Below are 19,520 nucleotides of genomic sequence, written 5' to 3'. Positions count from 1 at the left end.
CGATACCGCCAACCGCCGAAGATTCGAGCATAACCGTCGCAATTTTCGGGTCAACGGGATTTTTGTCACCATGACAATTTGGATGCCTACGCTGTCGGGCTACGGCCCGCGCTATCGCCAGCTCGCCGATGCCATCGTCGACGCCACGACACGCGGCGAGCTCGAGCCGGGAACGAAGCTGCCGCCGCAGCGGCGTCTGGCCGACGCACTCGGCGTCACCGTCGGCACGGTGACCCGCGCCTACGCGCTAGCCGAACAGCAGGGGGCGGTCAGTGCCCGTGTCGGCAGCGGGACTTACGTGCGTGACACGTCGGTCCGATCCAGCACCTTCGACACGATCTTCGAACAGCCGCGCCAGCCCGACCTGATCGACCTCAGCCACGCCACGCCGCCGCCTTCGCCGCGCCGATCCCAGAATCTGGCGCGGGCGCTGGAGGCGATCGCCGGCCAACCAGCGGCGCTGCGCGCCGGCGTCGACTATCAACCCGAGACCGGGCAGACGTGGCAGGTGCAGGCGCTGGCCGGCTGGCTCACCCGCCTCGGCCGGCCCGTCGAGGCGGAGAATCTGCTCATGGATCAGGGTGGCATGCACGGTATTCACCTTGCCTTGAGCGCGCTGCTCGCCCCCGGCGAACGGGTGGCGGCAGAGCAGCTCACCTATCCGGGACTGGTGAGTGCGCTGTCGCAGCTCTCGTTGAAAGGGGTGGCGGTGCCGTTCGACGACCATGGCATCGACATCGAGGCGCTGGCGCGGGCCTTTGAGCAACAGCCGTTCCGGGCGCTCTACGTCATGCCGGACTGCCATAACCCAACCACCAGCCGGCTCAGCGAGGCACGCCGCGAGGCGCTGGTGGCGCTCGCTCGCGAGCGGCAGTTCTGGCTGATCGAGGACGACATCTATCCCGATCTGCCGGGCGAGGCGAACACGCCGCTCTACCGGCTGGCCCCGGAATGCACGATCACGCTGTTCTCGGTATCCAAGCTGCTCGGCGGCGGGCTACGGGTCGGTGCGCTGCATGCGCCCGAAGCGGCGCGCCCGCGCCTGACCGCGGCGCTCAGAGCGCAGTGCTGGATGCCGCCGCCGCTGATGCCGATGGTGGTCGCGCACTGGATCGACAGCGGTGACGCCGATGCCCTGATCGCCTGGCAACGCGAGGAGCTGGCGTGGCGCTTCGACCGTGCCATGGCGCGGCTGGCGGCGTTTCGTCCCCGCGGTCAGCGCGGCGGTTTCTACCTCTGGCTGCCGCTACCGCCGGATCTGCGTTCGAGCCACGTGGTGGAGCAGCTGCAGCGGCGCCGGGTCGTCGTCAGCAGCGCCGAGAGCTTCTGCCTCGGCAGCGTCAGCGCCCCCCAGGCGATCCGACTCTGTATCAGCGCCGCCGAGAGTCGCGAGGCGCTGGAGAGCGCACTGGACACTCTCGTCGACACGCTGGGGGACCCCGATCCGCTGCTGTGGGAGACGCTCTGACCGTCGAGACGCGAGGCCACGAGGGGAAGCCCTGCCGCGCGTCGGCAACAGTCCGCGGAAAGCGCCACCAGGGCATTGACCGGGAAAACCCCTCAAATGATAATGATTCTTTTTAATCAACTAGAAGAATCGACATGCCTGCTTTGCAAGATCGGTATCGCTTTCTGGGTCTTTGCTTGCTGCTGGCCACGATGGTTTCGGTGTGGGCAGCGCCAGCCGCACACGCCGAAGGCTTCCCTCTGACCGTGACCGACCTTGCCGGGCGTGAAGTGACGCTCGATGCGCCACCCAGGCGACTCTTTCTCGATGATCCCCGCCATCTCCTCGCCCTGGCGACGCTGCTTCCGAACCCGGTCGCGCGGATGAGCGGGTGGCGAGGGTCGCTTTCACGCTTCGACAGCGAGGCGCAGGCGCGCTTCGCCGACGCTTTCCCCGAACTCGACGCCCTGCCGTCGCTCGGCCACGGCAACGCTCCGCTCAGCGCGGAGTCGCTGCTGACGCTGTCGCCCGACCTGGTGGTGACCAATCTTGCCCGCTACCCGGATCTGCACGACTCGCCGCTGCTCGACCAACTCGAGGCACTGGGCATTCCGGTGGTGTTCATCGACTTCCAGCGCCACCCACTCGCCGACACCGTGCCCTCGCTGGCGCTACTCGGCGACGTACTGGATGCCAAGCCCCGCGCCGCGGCCCTGACACGACGGCTGCAGGCAGCCATCGAGGCCGTCGACGACTGCGTCGATAGCGTCACGGCGAGCCCCAGCGTGCTGATCGATATCGCCCCGGGGCTGAAGACCGACTGCTGTCGCAGCAACTTCGATACCGGACTGGCCGATCTGGTCGAGCGGGCCGGCGGTGACAACATCGCCGCCGGGCTCTCCCCGGGCAGCGAGAACGTGCTCAACCCCGAGGCGATTCTGGCCCGCAATCCCGATGTCATCGTCGCCACGGCCGCCGGGTGGTCACAGGGAGGCTCTATCCGGGCCGGGTTCGGCGTCGAGGTGAACACCACCCACCGCGACATGGCCGAAGTCGTCGCCCGCCGACCGGGCTGGCCGACGCTCTCCGCGGTGACCGACGGTCGCTTTCACGCGCTCTGGCACGGTTACCACCAGGGGCCCTTCGCCGCCATTGCGCTTCAGACGATCGCCCGCTGGCTCCATCCGCGGCAGTGTGCGGCCCTGGACCCGCAGGCGACCCAGGACGCGCTGTTCACGAGCGAGCTGCCCATCGCGACCGACGGTACGTTCCAGACGACGTACCCCGCAGCATCCGATACCCGCTGACGCGCGTGTGTCGCCGGCCGCCCCACCGACAAACCGGCTCTAACGCCGTGACCCCAGCCCGCTGACGCGGCACATTCAAGAGATATGACCCATGCGGCTCTTCCGCCTTATCCGCCCCGTCCCGCTCAGCGCGACACTGTTGCTGCTTCCGCTCGCCGTGCCCGTCTCGGCGAGCGCCGAGACCACCGACACCTCCGCCCTGACGTCGATCACGGTCACCGCCGACCGACTCGGCACGACAGCCGAGGGCTATCGACCCGGGGCCTCCGACATGGTCACCGGCCGGTCCACGGACTTCCTCGATCAGGCGCGCACCGTCGATGCGATCACGCCCCAGCTGCTCTCGGATATCGGCGCCGACTCTCTCACCGATGCCATGGCCTACATTCCCGGCGTGACCCAGGCCAACACCATGGGCGGCACCGAGGCGGGTTTCGTCAAACGGGGGTTCGGCAGCAACAGCGACGGCTCGATTCTGCGTGACGGCATTCGCCAGCCTCGCAACACCTTCCCGCTCTTTACCACCGAGCGTGTCGAAGTGCTCAAGGGCCCCGGGTCGTTTCGCTACGGGATCCAGGAGCCCGGCGGAGTGATCAATCTGGTCAGCAAGAAGCCGCAGTACACCTGGCAGCGCCACATCAGCGGCAATACCCGCTCCTTCGGCGGCGGCCGTGCCAGCGTCGATGTCACCGGTCCGCTGGGCGAGACCGGTGCCGCCTTCCGCTTCATCGTCGGCCAGCAGGACGAAACCTACTGGCGCAACTTCGGCAGCGACCGCCAGACTGTCATCGCACCGTCTCTGACCTGGGAACGTGACGACACCCGCCTCTGGTTTGCCTACGAGTACCGCGACTACGATCGGGTGCTCGATCGCGGGACCGCCTTCGTCGACGGCAAGCCGATCGACGTGCCGCGCCACCGCCGGCTGGATGAAGACTGGTCCGGCGTCGAGGGTCACGATCAGTCGTTTACCGCACGTTGGGAACAGGACCTGACACCGGACTGGACCAGCCGACTCACCTACGGCTGGAACCGCCGCCAGTATGACGACGGTCAGCCGCGGGTGCTGAGCGTCGACGAGGATGGCACCGCCACCCGGCGAGCGGATGCCAATCACGGCTTCGATCGTCGCGTGATCTATACCGCCGCCGAGCTGCTCGGCGATGTGACACTGGCCGGCACCCGCCATGAGATGACGCTCGGGATGGATCACGAACGCCGCCGCGACTACCTCGCCGATCGCTATCGCGGCGCCACCGATACGATTTCCGTCGACTCCCCCCGCTATGGCGATCTCGACATCGAAGGCGCTACCTACCAGACCCGCCGCAGTCATCGTCTCGACGAGATCAACAGCACCGCCGCTTACGTCGACGACAACATTCATCTCGGTGAGCGCTGGATCGTGGGGCTCGGCGGCCGCTACCAGGCCACCGAGCAGTATGGCGGTCAGGGCCGGCCTTTCGAGGTGAATAGCGATACCGACGACACGGTCTTTCTACCCCACGCCAGCCTGCTCTATCGACTCGACCCGCAGACCTCGGTCTATGCCAGCTACAGCGAGTCGTTCGTCCCCAACTCACCGGACAGCGACAGCGGCCGGACCTTCGACCCGGAAGAGGGTCGCGGCTGGGAGCTCGGTCTCAAGCGCCGGCTGCTGGACGACCGGCTGGAAGCGTCGCTGGCGTGGTTCGACATCACCAAGGAGAACGTCGTGGTCGCCGACAATGGCGTCTCGCGGGCGATCGGCAGGAGCGGCTCCCAGGGCGTGGAGCTCGCCCTGCAGGGTCAGCTGACCGAGCGCCTCGCGCTGCTCGCCAATTACGCCTATACCGACGCCGAGATCCTCGACGATGGCGAAGGGAGCACCGAAGGCAACGCGCTGCCCAACGTGGCGCGGCATACCGCGTCGCTGCGACTGGCGCAGACGCTGCCCGTGGACCCGGACTATGGCCGCTGGCGCATCGGCGGTGGCGTGCGCTACGTCGGCGAGCGCGAGGGCGACGATGCCAACAGTTTCACGCTGGATGACTACACTGTGGCCGACGCCTTCATCGCCTGGGACAACGGCTGGCTGGGGGACAACACTCACCTGCAGCTCGACGTGAAGAACCTGTTCGATACCACCTACTACCCGTCGAGCGGCGGCGATACTCGCCTCGTCGTGGGTGAGCCAATGGAGGTGGCACTTCGCGCCGGCGTGACGTTCTAGGCATGAGGCGCAACGCCAGGTGCCCCCGCTCGGCTCAGTAGCCCAGCGCCGGGTCGACGCGGTTTTCCAGCGCCTCACCGGCCAGGTAGCGCTCGACGTTGGCGAAGAAGGCACGCAGGCAGCGCGGGGCGTAGTCGGCGTCATAGAGGCCGCTATGGGGCGTGACGATCAGGTTGCGTGTCGTCCAGTAGGGCGACGACGCCGGCAGCGGCTCTTCGGGAAAGACATCCAGCACCGCGCCGCCGAGCCGGCCGTCCTCGAGCCGCTCGGCAAGCGCCGCGACATCGAGCACCGGTCCGCGACCGATGTTGATCACCCCGCCGCGCTCGGGCATGGCATCGAGCGCCGAGGCGTCCACTGCGTGATGCGTCTCGGCGGTCAGCGGCAGGGTGATCAGCAGGAAATCGGCCTCGGCCAGCGCTTCTTTCAAGCGGCTCTGCGGCAGACTGACATCGGCGAGGTCGTGCTCGCGCCCGGCGCGGCTGACGCCGACCACGCGCAGACCGAGCTGGCGGGCGCCCCGGGCGGCGGCGCTGCCCAGCGCGCCCATGCCGAGAATCACCACCGTCTTGCCGTCGATCGGCGCCAGCGCCGTCTGCGCCCAGCGCTGCTCGCGCTGTTGAGTAGCGAACAGCGGCAGCTGATTGTTGAGCATCAGCAGCGCGGTCATCGCGAACTCCCGTGCCCGCGCGTCGTGATTGCCCTTGGCATTGGTCACCCGCACCGTCGGCGGCAGCCGATCGAGCGGTACGCGATCCACCCCGGCGCTGGTGATGTGAATCCAGGCGAGCTTCGGCGCCCGCGCCGCCAGCTCGACGAGCTCCAGCTTGCCCACCACCACCAGCACCTCGATCTCGGCAAGCGCCGCCTCGAGCGTCGCGAGATCACGGCTGACCTCGACCGTCACCCGCGGCGCCAGCTCGGGGAAGGCCGCCAGCGCCGCCGCGACGCGGGACTCGGCGAACGCGGGCGACTGGCGAAAATCCGGGTCGGTGAAGACGTGGATGCGAAGCGGCGCCGAACGGTGGGTCATGCGAAATCCTCGACAGTGGGAGCCCTGGCAGTGTGCCGCGGCATGAGGGAGGCGACAAATCGGGGTATCGCGCTAGCCTGGATGTAACCCCACGCTCACGGAGCCTCTGCCATGCCCCAGCCGCCGGCGCTGATCCGCCGCCCCTTCGTCTTCCTGCGTCACGGCGAGAGCACCCGCAATCAGGAGCGCCGCATCGGCGGCCAGCAGGACGTCGCGCTGACCGAGCGCGGCCGGGAGGAGGCACGACTCGCCCATGCGCTCGTGGGCGATATCGACTGGTCGCTGACGGTCACAAGCCCGCTGGTGCGCGCCCGGGAGACGGCGGAGATCGCGCTCGGGCGGGCGCCGGATCGGCTCGATGCGCGGCTGATGGAGCGCCACTGGGGCGAGTTCGAGGGCCAGCCGATTCCCGCGCGGCTGCCCTATCTCGACACCCCCGTCGGCGGCGAATCCTGGGCGGCGTTCGTCGCACGCCTCGTCGCGGGGCTGAACGATGCGCTGAACGAGGCCGAGCGGCCGCTGATCGTCGGCCACTCCGGCCTCGTTCGCGCGCTGCGCTGGATCGCCACCGGCTCTCCCGAGGGGCCGCGCTCGAGCAATGCCGTGGCGCTATTGATCGCCCCCGAGGGCAGAGAGCGCTGGGACATCCGCCCCTTCACGGCGCCAGACGCCAGCACACGATGAGCGCTCAGCCCGGCGGCACCGGATAGCGGGTGCGGTAGTCCTCTTCGTTGATCTCGCCGCGCATGAAGGCGAGCAGGCGCTCGTCTGCCTCTTCGTCTTCGGTGGTGGCCCCGATGCGATGCCGGATCACCAGCCGCGCCCGCTGATGATTGAAGAGTCCGCCAATCAGAAAGAGCGCACTGCCGATCAGAAACTGCCAGGCGAGAAAGCCGAGCATCTGGGCGCGGTTGGAGACCTCCTCCAGCGACCAGAGATAGGGCACGGAAGCGACGACGAAGAGCACCGAGCCGGTGACGAACATCACCGCGGTGAGATTCATCAGCTGCAGCGTCATCAGCGACGAGGCACGGATGATCATCAGCACGTTGAGACTCGCGCCGAAGACGAAGAACAGCGAGCCGATGACGAAACACCAGGCGCCGGCGACGATCCAGTGCCACCAGGAGAGGAAGAACAGGCTGCCCACGGTGAACAGCAGCGTGCCGAGCGTATAGGCGCACAGCGAGACGATCTCCAGCAGCCGCGACGGCGACGTGCGGGACTTCATCCAGAACTCCCGCACCTCGATCATGTCGTGGGCGAGGACCACCAGATAGACCAGCGAGCCGACGAAGAAGAGCCAGGCGCCGATGTCCTTCCACGGCTCCAGCGAGGGGAAGAACAGTACGCTGCCGATGACGAAGAGCACGCCACCGAGTTCGTAGAGCAGCGCGTTGACGCCCTCCCACCACATCTCCTTGCGCAGATCGGGGTTGCTTCGCTTGAGTCGCGCGGCACGCGGTCGGTTGGTAAAGAGATGGGGCATGAGTCGGTTTCCACGGAACATCGGGGCCGAAAGCGTGGGGGTTCGACCGCGTTCACGCCAGCCTCACGTCGTCACGAGCGATCGCACAACGACTCGACTCGTGCCTGCCAGCCCGCATCGTCGCGAGTCGCGATGACGAGGCTGTCCGCGCCGTCGGCCGTGACGAGCTTGCCGTCCGCGTTCCAGAAACCGCTACGGCCGATCGCCGCCATACCGCCGGAAGGCGCGTTGTGGTTGGCGACGCCGACCAGCCAGTCGTGGCGTGCCGCGGTGCGGGCGAGGTGGGCGGTGTCGGCGGCGTAGCCGCCTTCGGTGATGAGCACGCCGCCGAGGTAGACCGTGGCGCCGAGTGCGGCGCAGCGCTCGGCGTGCTCGGGGGCGTTGGTGTCGGCGCAGACGGCGATGGCGATGCGCTCGTCGCCGAGCGCGAGCAGACAGTCCCCCTCGCCGGGCTCGAAGGCCGCCTCTTCGCCCGGGTGCAGATGGCGCTTGGCATAGGTCGAGACCTCACCGTCGGCGGAGACGATCAGCGCGCCCACTCGGGGCCGCGTGACGCCCTTCAGCGGTAGCCCCGCGACAATACCGATACCATGCCCCGCTGCCGCCGCGACGAGCGGCGCCAGGCGGGGGGCGTCCGGCGTGAACGAAAGCCCCGCCGCCAGCGCGGGCTCGTAGCCGGTCAGCGACAGCTCGGGGAAGACGAGCAGCGTGACGCCGGCACGGGCCGCGGCAGCGACGACTTCGAGATGGCGCGCAAGATTGGCCTCGACGTCACCCGCCACCGACCCGATCTGCGCCAGCCCCAGTACGGGCGCCGTCATGCCGGGCTCCGGGCTACCTGCCAGGTCAGCGACTCCCCCGCCTTGTAGGGCACGAAGGTGCTGTCGCCCTCGCCCACAGACTCGGCCACCGGCGTCGGCCGGCGCGTCAGGGTGACCGTACCCTCGTTCAGCGGCAGGCCGTAGAAGCGCGGGCCGTTCTCCGAGCAGAACGCCTCGAGGTGTTCGAGCGCGCCTTCCTGCTCGAAGACGTCGGCGTAGACCGAGAGCGCGGCCTCGGCGTTGAAGACGCCGGCGCAGCCGCAGGCGGTCTCCTTGGCGGCGGTAACGTGAGGCGCAGAGTCGGTGCCCAGGAAGAAGCGCGGGTGGCCGCTGGCGACGGCCTCACGCAGGCCGCGCTGGTGCTCTTGGCGCTTGAGGATCGGCAGGCAGTAGAGATGCGGGCGAATGCCGCCGACCAGCATGTCGTTGCGGTTCTGCGCCAGGTGCTGCGGGGTGAGCGTGGCGGCCAGAAACTCGTCGCCCTCGAGCACGAACTGGGCCGCGTCTTTCGTGGTGATGTGCTCGAAGACCACCTTGAGTTCGGGGAACCGGCGGCGAATGTCGCTCATCACCTCGTCGATGAAGACCTTCTCGCGATCGAAGATATCGATCTCGCTGCGGGTCACCTCGCCGTGGACCAGCAGCGGCATGCCGATGCGCTGCATTGTTTCCAGCAGCGGGTAGACGTCACCGATGCGCTTCACGCCGTGCTGGGAGTTGGTGGTGGCGTTGGCCGGGTAGAGCTTGGCCGCGGTGAAGACGCCGTCGCGATGGCCGCGCTCGAGGGTCTCGGCGCTGACGCTCTCGTTGAGGTAGCAGGTCATCAGCGGGGTGAAGTCGTGCCCCGCGGGCAGCGCGGCGAGGATGCGCTCGCGGTAGGCGCTCGCCGCCTCGATCGTGGTCACCGGCGGCGCCAGGTTGGGCATGACGATGGCGCGGGCGAAGGTCGCGCTGGTGTAGGGCAGCACGGCGGGGAGAATCTCGCCGTCGCGCAGGTGCAGGTGCCAGTCGTCGGGGCGGCGAAGGGTGAGCGTATCGGGCGAGGCGGTCATCGAGGGCTCCTGACGGCGGGTGGGGAACAATCCGCCCGCCATGATACCAGAGCGCGCCGGCCCGACCGTGGCGTTCGCCTCGCCCTCGGCCCGCTGTCCTTCCCCCGTCGGACCGGCGCCGGCCTCAGCCCTTGGCATTGCGCCCGGCGCCCCGCAGCAGCAGCACCAGTGCGGCCACACAGAGCAGCGCGACCAGACCGTCGAAAATCAGCCCGGTGGTGGTGAGATCGATCACGCTCGCCAGCAGTCCGATCCCCACGACCGGCAGCGAGATGGCGACGTAGGCGACGACGAAGAAGGTCGAGACCACCGCCGCCTTGTGCTCGTCGGGACTGGCCGCGGCGACGGCACCAAGCCCGGCGCGAAACGAGATGCCCTGGCCGATGCCGGCGATCACCGGCCCGAGGAAGAAGCCGGCGAGCGTCTCGGCAGCGATCCCCCAGGCAAAACAGCCGACGCCGACGAGCAGCACGCCGCAGCCGATCGGCAGGCGTCGCGACGCCGGCAGCCGGCCCTGCACCAGTTGCCCGAGGGTAGAGGCGATGAACAGCAGCCCGGCGACGACGCCGATCAGCGCCGGATTGTGGTAGCCGAGCTCGCCGCCGACGAAGGCCGGGGTCACCGAGGTGGCGAAGCCGCACACCATGAAGCCGGCAAAGGCCGCGATCGCCGCCGGCACGAAGACCCCGCGCACCTCCGGCGGCACGCTGAGCCGCTGCACCCGCAGGCGAATTCGCTCGGGGCGCGAGACGGTTTCCGGGGCGCGCCAGATGCAGAGCACGGCCAGTACCGCCAGCACCAGATGCACGACGTAGGGCGTCTGCAGCGGCAGCGGCGCGAGCCAGGCAAGCCCGCCGGCGAGCATCGGCCCGAGGCCGAGCCCGCCCATATTGGCGGCGGTGGCGACGAGCGTACCGACCCGGGTCCAGCGCTCGGGGACGAGCTCCATCACCGCGACGGTGGCGGTGCCGGTGAAGATGCCCGCGGACATGCCGGAGAGCACGCGAGCGACGAGAATCGGCGCGAGGCCGTCGGCCTGCCAGAACACCAGGTCGCTGGCCGCCGAGAGCAGCAGCCCGGCAAAGAGCAGCGGGCGGCGGCCGAGCTGGTCCGACCAGCGCCCGGTGAGCAGCAGCGCGCCGATGACGCCGATGGCGTAGACCGCGAAGATGACCGTGATCATCAGCTGGGAGAAGCCGAAAGTCTCGCGGTAGAGCGGATAGAGCGGGGTCGGCAGGGTCGCACCGAGCATGGTGATCATGAAGGCGAAGGCGGCACCGAGAAAGACGGTACGGCTCTGGGCGGGGGAAGCGGTGGCGGCCATGACGATCCTTGAGTCACTAGCGAAGATGGCAGATGAAAGCGGCGCAAGCGCGCGGCGTAAGCATCGTGAAGGGTCGCGAAAGTCGCAAATCGATTCGTTCGAGGGTTTCTCGGCCGGCGCAAGCGTGATGATCGCCCGGGGGCTCCTGAGCAGCGCCCGATCTGTGACATACTGAGCGGTCTCATCCATCGCTCGACGACTCTCTCATGCCACACACGCCACCGTCGGCCACGCCGAACGCGACAACTTCCGCCGCTTTGGCTCAGGGTACCGCCCAGGGCACGCTCTACATCGTTTCCGCACCGTCCGGTGCCGGCAAGACCAGCCTGGTGCGAGCGCTACTACAGCGCAATCACGCCATCGGCGTCTCGGTCTCACACACCACCCGCGCCATGCGCGCCGGCGAGCAGGACGGCGTCAACTACCACTTCGTGACGCCGGAAGCCTTCGAGGCGATGGTCGCGCGGGGCGAATTCTTCGAGCACGCCTGGGTCTTCGATCGCCACTACGGCACCTCGCGCCTCGAGGTCGAGAAGCGCCTGGCACTCGGCGAGGACGTGATCCTCGAGATCGACTGGCAGGGCGCGCGGCAGGTGCGCGAGCAGTCGCCGGATGCGGAATCGATCTTCATTCTGCCGCCGTCGCTCGCGGCGCTGCGTGAGCGTCTCTCTGGACGCGGTACCGACGACGACAGCGTGATCGAGCGGCGCATGCGCGACGCCGTCGACGAGATGTCGCACTACGACGAGTACGAGCACGTCATCGTCAACGACACCTTCGAGCATGCCCTCGACGAGCTCGAATGCATCGTTCGAGCGCGCCGTTCGCGGCTCGACAAGATGCGCCATCGCCACGCGGCGCTGCTCGACGAGCTGCTGAACGGCAGTGAATGAAGGGCCGGGCGTGTCGGGCGGTGACGCCTGCTAGCGTCCGCCCCCGGCGCCTCGATCAGGCCTCGAAGGCCGGGACGGTCTCGCGCTTCGAGGCCGGCGCGGGCAGGGAAGTCGGCTCGGGTGGCGCCGACGCGATGTCATCCGACACGTCTGCCGCACCCTCACCCTGCGCCGCTGCCAGGGTAAAGCTTGCCACTTCTTGACGCAGCCGCTCCGCTTCGGCGTCGAGGCGCTCCGCCGTTTCGCTCGCCACGCTCGCCCGCTCGCGGTTCTGGGCGGTGACCTGACTCATTTCGGTCATCGCTGCATTGAGTTCATCGAGCCCTTCACGCTGCACGCTGGATGCCGCGGCAATGTCGCCCACCACGGTGTTGATCTCGCCGGCGGAGTCGACGACGCGCGCCATGATCGTCTCGACTCGTGAAGCCAGACCCGCACCTTCGGCGATGCGGCTGTCGGAGGTCTCGATCAGCCCGCGCACGTCGCGGGCCGCACCGGCGCTACGTTCGGCGAGCGTGCGGATTTCGGCGGCCACCACCGAGAAGCCACGACCGTGCGGGCCGGCATGGGCGGCCTCGACCGAGGCATTGAGCGCCAACACGTTGGTCTGGAAGGCGATATGATCGATCAAGCCGATCATTTCGCGCACTTCACCACTGCTGCGCTCGATGCCGTTCATGGTCTCGGTCATCCGCTGCATCTCGCCACTGGCGTTTTTCGCCTCCTGCTCCGCCTTGAGCGTCAGCTCGCTGGCGCGCCGCGCATGATCGGCATTGTCGCTTACCGTCTGGGTGAGCGCCCCGAGGTGCGCCGCTGTCTGTTCGAGCGCCGTCGACTGGCGATCCGTATCGGCCGCGAGCTCGCGGTTGCCGGTCGTCACACGGTCGGCGTGGGTCGCCACCACGTCGCTGCTGCCACGCACCTCGAGCACGGTCGAGGCGAGGCTTTCGCGCAGCTCGCCGAGTCCGGCGAAGAGCTGGCCGATCTCATTGCGTCCACGCGGCTCGATCGGCGTCGACAGGTCACCCGCGCCGATGCGCGAGAAGCGTTCCAGCAGGCCGCGAATGGGACGCGTGACGTAGCGCGTGACCCACCACAGCATGAAACCGACGAGCAGCAGGCAGGCGACGATGGCGCCGGCGATGGCGACGTCGAAGGTCCGGCTCAGCGCGTTGGACTGAGCGGCGAGCGCTTCGCCCTGGGCGCGCGAGATGGTAAAGAAAGCCTCTGCACTCTCGACGAAAGCCGCGCTCATTTCGCTGACGCGGGAGCGGTAGGCCCGCCAGCCATCGATATCGCCATCCTGCAGCGAGCTCAGCTGCAGCCGCAGGCCGGTGCCGAGGAAGGATTCGAAGCCGCGCGACAGCGCCTCGATCGACGCCTCCTGCTCGGGAAGGGCATCGATGGCGGCGAACGCCTCGAAAGACCGAGCGGCGCTCTCCAACAGTGTCGCGGCCTCGTCGAGCGCCGGCCCCGGTCGATCGAAGGAGGGCCGCTCCAGCAGCTGCGCGGCGCGGCTCATTTCGATGCGGGCGCGTAGCATGGCGACGTAGGCGTCGTTGAGTGCGCTGGACTGTCTGACGTGAATGCGATCGAAGGTCGCGAAGCTCGTCCGGCTCGCCTCATTGCCGTAGACACCGATTCCCCCCACCCCGACGACCAGCAGCGTGAAAATGGCGAGCGTGGTGATCCACGTCGTACGAATGGGGAGATCGGCCAAGCCTTTCATCGTCTACTTCCCGCTGATTGATCTCAGGTGTCCGCTCCGCGTCATGACACCACGAACGGAAGATGCCGGGTGTCACGCGTGGCGCGTCACGCGGCGGGAGACAGTTGAGCGGGAAAATGTTTCAGTTTGTTGTCAACGATCATCTCTACGTAGCCGCGTGCCGACCCCACCGGCTGCATACTTGTCAGACATAGTCGGCGTTGCGTAGACTGCTCGGTCCCCAGGACCGCTCGTGGAGCGGCATCCTCCACTTTCCGGCTGCAGGGTTATCCTCATGGCACGAGTGACCGTCGAAGATTGTCTGGACCATATCGAGAACCGTTTCAAGCTGGTGATGATCTCCTCCCGGCGTGCCCGTCAGCTGTCGCGCGGCTCCCGCGATGCGCTGCTGCCGTGGGAAAACGACAAGCCCACCGTCATGGCGTTGCGCGAGATCGCCACCGGCCAGATCGGCGACAGCATCCTCGACGAGCCGGTCGAAGCCGCACCGCCGCGTCCGCGCCCCGAGCCGCAGCCGAACCAGGACTACGACATCTGACTGCCGCGTCCGGCACGATCGCGGGTGCGCGTTCCGTCGCGCATTCGGGTCCGCCGGGCCCTGGCTCGACCTGGCCTGCGGGCTTTTGGGTGAGCCGTTACGGCCGTCGACGAGCGCTCCAGGCATCCCGAGCGCGCGATGACGCCCTGCCAAGCGGTTCCCAGTAATATAGGCGCACTGCATGTTCACCATCGATGACCTGGCCGATCGCCTCGGCGGCTATCTACCGGACGATGAGATCCAGCAGGTCAGGCGCGCCTTCTACTACGCCGAACAGGCCCACGACGGCCAGACCCGCCGCTCCGGCGAGCCCTACGTCACCCATCCGCTGGCTGTCGCCAATATCCTCGCCAACATGCATATGGACCATCAGAGCCTGATGGCGGCAATGCTGCACGACGTGATCGAGGATACCGGCGTCACGCGCGACGCGATCGCCACCCAGTTCGGCGAAGCCGTGGCGGGGCTGGTCGACGGCGTCTCCAAGCTGACCCAGATCACCTTCGAAGACAAAGCCGTCGCTCAGGCGGAGAACTTCCAGAAGATGGTGATGGCGATGTCCCAGGACATCCGCGTGATCATCGTCAAGCTCGCCGATCGCCTGCACAACATGCGCACCCTCGGCGCGCTCCGGCCGGACAAGAAGCGCCGCATCGCCCGCGAAACGCTGGAGATCTACGCCCGCATCGCCGGGCGGCTGGGCATCAACACCATTCGCGTCGAGCTCGAGGATCTGTCGTTCCAGGCGATCCACCCGATGCGCGCCGAGCGAATCAAGCGTGCAGTGGCCCGGGCCCGTGGCAATCGCCGCTCGACCATGCGCCAGATTCAGGACGGCCTGCAGCGCCGCCTCGACGAGGACGATCTCATCGGCAGCGTGGTCGGCCGCCAGAAGCACCTGCTGTCGATCTACCGCAAGATGCACGATCAGCGAAAGCCCTTCGCCGAGATCATGGACGTGTTCGGGTTTCGCATCATCACCGACTCCGTCGACAACAGCTATCGCATCCTCGGCGCGGTGCACAATCTCTACAAGCCGGTCCCCGGGCGCTTCAAGGACTACATCGCCATCCCCAAGGCGAACGGCTACCAGAGCCTGCACACCACCCTCTTCGGCCCCAGCGGCATGCCGATCGAGGTGCAGATCCGCACCCGCGAGATGGAGGCGATGGCCAACAACGGCATCGCCGCGCACTGGCTCTACAAGGCCGGCCAGACCGAGCGGCCGATCGCCGTTGGCAGTCACGCCCGCGCCCGCGAGTGGGTGCGCGGTCTGCTCGAGATGCAGCGCCACGCCGGGGACTCGCTTGAGTTCATCGAGCACGTCAAGAACGACCTTTTTCCCGACGATGTCTACATTTTCACGCCGAAAGGCGACATCATGGAGCTCCCACAGGGAGCGACGGCGGTGGATTTCGCCTACAGCGTGCACACCGATATCGGCAACAGCTGCATCGCCTGTCGCATCGACCGCCACCTGGCGCCGCTGTCGACACCGCTGGAGAGCGGTCAGACGCTCGAGATCATCACCGCCCCCGGGGCCAAGCCCAACCTCGCCTGGCTCAACTTCGTGATCACCGCCAAGGCGCGCTCGGCCATCCGCCACGCGCTCAAGAACCAGCAGCGCACCGAGGCGGTGCAGCTCGGACGCCGGTTGCTCAACCGGGCGCTGGCGGCCTTCGAGACGAGTCTCGAGACGCTCTCGCCGGAGCGACTGTCAGCGCTGCTGACCGAGATCGACCTGAAGAGCGAAGAGGATCTGCTGGCGAGTATCGGCCTCGGCACGCGGTTGGCGCATGCCACCGCACGCCGCCTGGTCGATACCGAGCCCACCGACGAAGCGAACGAGCGGGCGGAGTTCCGGCGTCTGGCGGAGTCCAATGGCCCGATCGTGATCAACGGCTCTGAGAGCATGGCAATCAGCTTCGCGCGCTGCTGCTACCCGCTGCCGGAGGATCCGGTGATCGGCCATCTTTCCATCGGCAAGGGCATCGTCGTGCACCGCCACGACTGCGGCAATCTCGAAGAGCTGCGCGACGATCCCGACAAGCTCGTCTCCTTGACGTGGTCCAATCAGATCGAGCAGGATTTTCCGGTTCCGCTGCGCATCGAAGTCGAGACCCGGCGCGGGCTGATCGCCGAGCTCGCCAGTCTGATCACCGATGCCGACGCCAACATCGAGCGCATCGGCATCGAAGAGCGCGACGTTCGCCTGTCGATCGTCAACCTGACCATTCTGGTCAAGGGTCGCGTTCATCTGGCGCGGATCATCAAGCGCCTGCGCAATTTGAATCACATCGGACGCATCGTTCGCGCCCGACACTGAACAACGCTCGAGACTGCCCCGCCGTGGTTCCCCGCGGCGGGGCGTCGTTTTTTTCGTCGGGACGCTCGTCCTGAGCAGGGCTCGTCAAAAAGGCTGTCTCATCTCAAACGATTGAAGCTGGAGGGTACGCCATGAGCAACAAAGCCGTTATCAATACCGAAAACGCCCCGGCCGCCATCGGCCCTTACTCGCAGGCCATCAAGTCGGGTAACACCGTCTACATCTCCGGGCAGATCCCGCTGGACCCCGAGACGATGGAAATGGTGTCCGACGCGTTCGAAGCCCAGGCGCATCAGGTATTCACCAACCTCTCCGCGGTGTGCCGCGAGGCGGCCGGCTCGCTGCAGGACATCGTCAAACTCAACCTCTACCTCACCGATCTCGACAACTTCGCCGTGGTCAATCAGGTGATGGAAACGTTCTTCTCCGCCCCCTATCCGGCGCGGGCCGCCGTCGGCGTGAAATCGCTGCCCAAGGGCAGCCTGCTCGAAGCCGAAGCCGTCATGGTGATCGGCGACTGAAACGTCGCCCCTTCGATTCCCACCGAGTCGCGATACGGCATCGCGACTCCTACTCGCCCCCCTCCCTCGACTACTCCCACTCCGCTCGCACGCCCGAAAAATCATCCTCTCTCGTTCGCCGTTTCGCCACGCTATCGATGGCAATTGGATCGAGTCGCGGACATATATCGTACAACTTTAGTCTACACCGCCCCCTTGCTGGTCTCTCATCGCTTTATCAAGCGTGGCGACCACCGTAGAGTACTTCGCCGATAAATGAGAAATATTATCAAATAAGAGCAGGTCGGCATTCCGCTGCGGAACGGAGAAAGAGAAAGTGAAAATCGTTGCTGTTGTCCTGGGTGGGGTCACGGCCCTCCTGGGTTTGGGTCTTTTGGGCGGGGGCGTCTGGCTCGCGACCCTGGGGGGAAGCCCGTTTTATCTGCTCGCCGGCCTACTGCTGGCAGGCGCCGGCATTGGCTTGGCGCGCGGCAGAGCCTACGGGCTCTGGCTGGCGCTGCTGACGCTGGCGCTGGCCACGGCTTGGGCGCTTTGGGAAGTCGGTATCGATTTCTGGCAGCTGGTGCCACGACTGCTCGTCTTCCTCGGCATCGCCATGGTATTTGCCGCACTCGCGCCGTGGATGAAACGTCGATCCGGCGCTGCGGCCTTGAGCTGCAAGCCGGCGGCCGCGCTGTCCGTCGCCTGCCTGATCGCCCTCGGCGCGTTCGTTGCCGGCATGTTCCAGCCGCATCCGACGGTCGAAGCCGATGACAGCGCGAGCGCCGACGTGATCCGGCCGGACGCTGGCGAATCCAGTGGCGAAGACTGGCCCGCCTACGGTCGCAGTACGACTGGAGAGCGCTTCGCGCAGTTCGACCAGATCGATAAGGACAATGTCGATCAGCTCGAGGTGGCCTGGACCTACCGCACGGGCGACATGGCGACCGGCGGTGCCGAATACCAGGTCACGCCGCTCAAGATCGACGACACCGTCTATCTCTGTACGCCGCTGAGCAAGGTGATCGCCCTCGATGCGACTAGCGGTGAAGAGCAGTGGCGCTTCGACCCCGAGCCAAAAGTCACAGAGAGCGTACAGGGCTGGAAGCGCTGTCGCGGCGTAGGCTACGCAGATCTGGGCGCGCAGCCATCGATTGCCGATACAACTGCCGACGACTCGGCGACCTCGGTCGAGGCAGCCAGTGCGAATAGTGATTCGTCGTCTCCGGCAGACGGCGACCGCGCCGATACGGCGCTCGCCGCGAACGCCCCACAGCAGTGCCGTCGCCGTATCATCGAGACCACCATCGACGCGCGCTTGCTGGCACTCGATGCCGAGACCGGCGAGCTCTGCCGCGATTTCGGCAACGGCGGCTACGTCGATCTGCGTGACGGCCTGACGCCGACGCCCGAGGCGAGCCAGAATGGCACCTACAACGTCACCTCCGCACCGTTGGTCGCCGATGGTGTGATCGTGGTCGGAGGCCGTCTCAACGACAATCTCAGCGTCGACGAACCCTCCGGCGTAGTGCGCGGATTCGACGCCGAGACCGGCGAGCTGCTCTGGGCCTGGGACGCCGCTCGCAATACGAGCGAACCGCTGCCGCCGGGCGAGACCTACGCACCCGAGACTCCCAACTTCTGGGGCACGGCCGCCTACGATCCCGAACTGGGTCTGGCCTACTTCCCGACCGGCAACCAGACGCCGGACTTCTGGACCGGCAATCGCCACGACTATTCCAACGAGTACAACGATGCCATCGTCGCCGTCGACATGCAGACGGGCGAAGAGCGCTGGCACTTTCGCACCGCCAACATCGATCAGTTCGACTACGACGTCTCCTCCCAGCCGATCCTCTACGATCTGCCACAGCAAGACGGGTCGACCGTACCGGTACTGATCCAGCTGACCAAGCGCGGCGAGATCTTCGTGCTCGACCGACGTAACGGCGAACCGGTGTTCCCGGTCGAACAACGCCAGGTACCCACCGATGGCATGCCGGGCATGCAGATCGCCGATACCCAGCCGTTCTCGGCGCTCTCGGTAGGCACCGAGCCCCTCACCGAGTCGGACATGTGGGGAGCGACGCCGTTCGATCAGCTCTACTGCCGTATCCAGTTCAAGCAGATGCGCTGGGAAGGCCCGTTCACGCCCCTATCCGACGAGAAGCGCACGCTGATCTACCCCGGGTACTACGGCGGCTTCAACTGGGGCGGCGGCGCGATCGATGCCAGCACCGGCACGCTGATCGTCAACGACATTCGCATGGCGCAGTGGGGCCAATTCATCAAGCAGGAAGTCGCCGAGGAAACCGGCCTCGAACCCTCCACCGAGGGCGAGTACTCGACCCAGACCGGCACGCCTTGGGGTGTCGAGCGGTCGATGTTCGTTTCTCCCTTGGGTGTCCCCTGCTTCAAGCCGCCCTTCGGCACCATGACCGCCATCGACCTGACCAATGGCCAGACCAAGTGGCAGGTTCCAATGGGTAGCATCGAGGATGCGCCGATTCGCGGCTTCGTCTCTGGCCTGCACATCCCGCTCGGCATGCCGACCATGGGCGGACCGCTAGTGACCGGTGGCGGGCTGACCTTCTTCCACGGCACGCTGGACTACTATCTGCGCGCGCTCGACAACGACACGGGTGAAGAGCTCTGGCGTGGTCGACTGCCGGTCGGTGGTCAGGGTGCCCCGATGAGCTATATCGGTAGCGACGGCAGGCAGTACGTTGTCGTCGTCGATGGCGGTGCCACACGCACCGGCAGCGACGAGAATCGAGGCGACTACGTCATCGCTTACGCGCTGCCGAAAGACGCCGAGTAGCATCTCGCTTTCGAAGTCCTTATTGACG

15 protein-coding genes are annotated in these 19,520 nt (G+C 66.9%); 9 read left to right on the top strand and 6 right to left on the bottom strand.

Features of this window, described 5'->3' with window-relative positions; genetic code table 11:
- Positions 1-70 precede the first annotated feature (70 nt).
- The 3 genes from DOM33_RS13550 (at position 71) to DOM33_RS13540 (ending at position 4,966) form a co-directional block, all read left to right on the top strand.
- Positions 71-1,468, top strand: coding sequence for an aminotransferase-like domain-containing protein (locus DOM33_RS13550; protein ID WP_110670310.1), 1,398 nt, complete (start codon positions 71-73; stop codon positions 1,466-1,468).
- Between the two features lie 134 nt (positions 1,469-1,602).
- Positions 1,603-2,754, top strand: coding sequence for an ABC transporter substrate-binding protein (locus DOM33_RS13545; RefSeq protein ID WP_110669824.1), 1,152 nt, complete (start codon positions 1,603-1,605; stop codon positions 2,752-2,754).
- Between the two features lie 91 nt (positions 2,755-2,845).
- Positions 2,846-4,966 carry a TonB-dependent siderophore receptor gene (locus DOM33_RS13540; RefSeq protein ID WP_110669823.1) on the top strand — a complete coding sequence of 707 codons (2,121 nt, stop codon included), beginning with the start codon at positions 2,846-2,848 and terminating at the stop codon, positions 4,964-4,966.
- Between the two features lie 34 nt (positions 4,967-5,000).
- On the opposite strand, the gene DOM33_RS13535 is transcribed toward DOM33_RS13540, so the two are convergent.
- Positions 5,001-5,999, bottom strand: coding sequence for a D-2-hydroxyacid dehydrogenase (locus DOM33_RS13535; RefSeq protein ID WP_110669821.1), 999 nt, complete (start codon positions 5,997-5,999; stop codon positions 5,001-5,003).
- Between the two features lie 111 nt (positions 6,000-6,110).
- On the opposite strand from DOM33_RS13535, the gene DOM33_RS13530 reads away from it, so the two are divergent.
- Positions 6,111-6,683, top strand: coding sequence for a histidine phosphatase family protein (locus tag DOM33_RS13530; RefSeq protein ID WP_110669820.1), 573 nt, complete (start codon positions 6,111-6,113; stop codon positions 6,681-6,683).
- A 4-nt stretch (positions 6,684-6,687) separates the two neighbouring features.
- Here the strand turns inward: DOM33_RS13530 and DOM33_RS13525 are convergent, their stop codons facing one another.
- The 4 genes from DOM33_RS13525 to DOM33_RS13510 all read right to left on the bottom strand — a co-directional run bounded on the left by DOM33_RS13525 (position 6,688) and on the right by DOM33_RS13510 (position 10,685).
- A complete protein-coding gene (locus tag DOM33_RS13525) occupies positions 6,688-7,488 on the bottom strand; it encodes a YrhK family protein (RefSeq protein ID WP_204352680.1) in 801 nt (266 codons plus the stop codon).
- A 71-nt stretch (positions 7,489-7,559) separates the two neighbouring features.
- Positions 7,560-8,309, bottom strand: a complete 750-nt coding sequence (locus DOM33_RS13520; RefSeq protein ID WP_110669818.1) for a carbon-nitrogen hydrolase family protein — start codon at positions 8,307-8,309, stop codon at positions 7,560-7,562.
- Positions 8,306-9,361: a dihydroorotase gene (pyrC, locus tag DOM33_RS13515; protein ID WP_110669817.1), complete on the bottom strand. Its 1,056-nt coding sequence runs from the start codon at positions 9,359-9,361 to the stop codon at positions 8,306-8,308. Before pyrC ends, DOM33_RS13520 begins: the two co-directional genes overlap by 4 nt.
- A 124-nt stretch (positions 9,362-9,485) precedes the next feature.
- Positions 9,486-10,685: an MFS transporter gene (locus DOM33_RS13510; RefSeq protein WP_110669815.1), complete on the bottom strand. Its 1,200-nt coding sequence runs from the start codon at positions 10,683-10,685 to the stop codon at positions 9,486-9,488.
- Between the two features lie 206 nt (positions 10,686-10,891).
- Between DOM33_RS13510 and gmk the strand changes: the two genes are divergently transcribed.
- A complete protein-coding gene (gene gmk / locus DOM33_RS13505) occupies positions 10,892-11,578 on the top strand; it encodes a guanylate kinase (RefSeq protein WP_110669813.1) in 687 nt (228 codons plus the stop codon).
- Between the two features lie 55 nt (positions 11,579-11,633).
- On the opposite strand, the gene DOM33_RS13500 is transcribed toward gmk, so the two are convergent.
- Entirely contained in the window at positions 11,634-13,307 is a 1,674-nt protein-coding gene (locus DOM33_RS13500) for a methyl-accepting chemotaxis protein (protein ID WP_110669811.1), read from the bottom strand.
- A gap of 274 nt (positions 13,308-13,581) precedes the next feature.
- On the opposite strand from DOM33_RS13500, the gene rpoZ reads away from it, so the two are divergent.
- From rpoZ to DOM33_RS13480, 4 genes are all read left to right on the top strand, one after another.
- Entirely contained in the window at positions 13,582-13,845 is a 264-nt protein-coding gene (gene rpoZ / locus DOM33_RS13495; protein ID WP_110669809.1) for a DNA-directed RNA polymerase subunit omega, read from the top strand.
- Positions 13,846-14,026: 181 nt separating this feature from the next.
- Positions 14,027-16,171 carry a RelA/SpoT family protein gene (locus DOM33_RS13490; protein WP_110669806.1) on the top strand — a complete coding sequence of 715 codons (2,145 nt, stop codon included), beginning with the start codon at positions 14,027-14,029 and terminating at the stop codon, positions 16,169-16,171.
- Between the two features lie 131 nt (positions 16,172-16,302).
- Entirely contained in the window at positions 16,303-16,692 is a 390-nt protein-coding gene (locus DOM33_RS13485) for a RidA family protein (protein ID WP_110669804.1), read from the top strand.
- Positions 16,693-17,008: 316 nt separating this feature from the next.
- A complete protein-coding gene (locus tag DOM33_RS13480; protein ID WP_110669802.1) occupies positions 17,009-19,492 on the top strand; it encodes a membrane-bound PQQ-dependent dehydrogenase, glucose/quinate/shikimate family in 2,484 nt (827 codons plus the stop codon).
- Positions 19,493-19,520 lie beyond the last annotated feature (28 nt).

Source organism: Salinicola halophilus, assembly GCF_003206155.1.
GTDB lineage: Bacteria > Pseudomonadota > Gammaproteobacteria > Pseudomonadales > Halomonadaceae > Salinicola > Salinicola halophilus.
The sequence above is the reverse complement of the archived record's forward strand: the minus strand, read 5'-3'. Positions and strand labels throughout refer to the sequence as shown.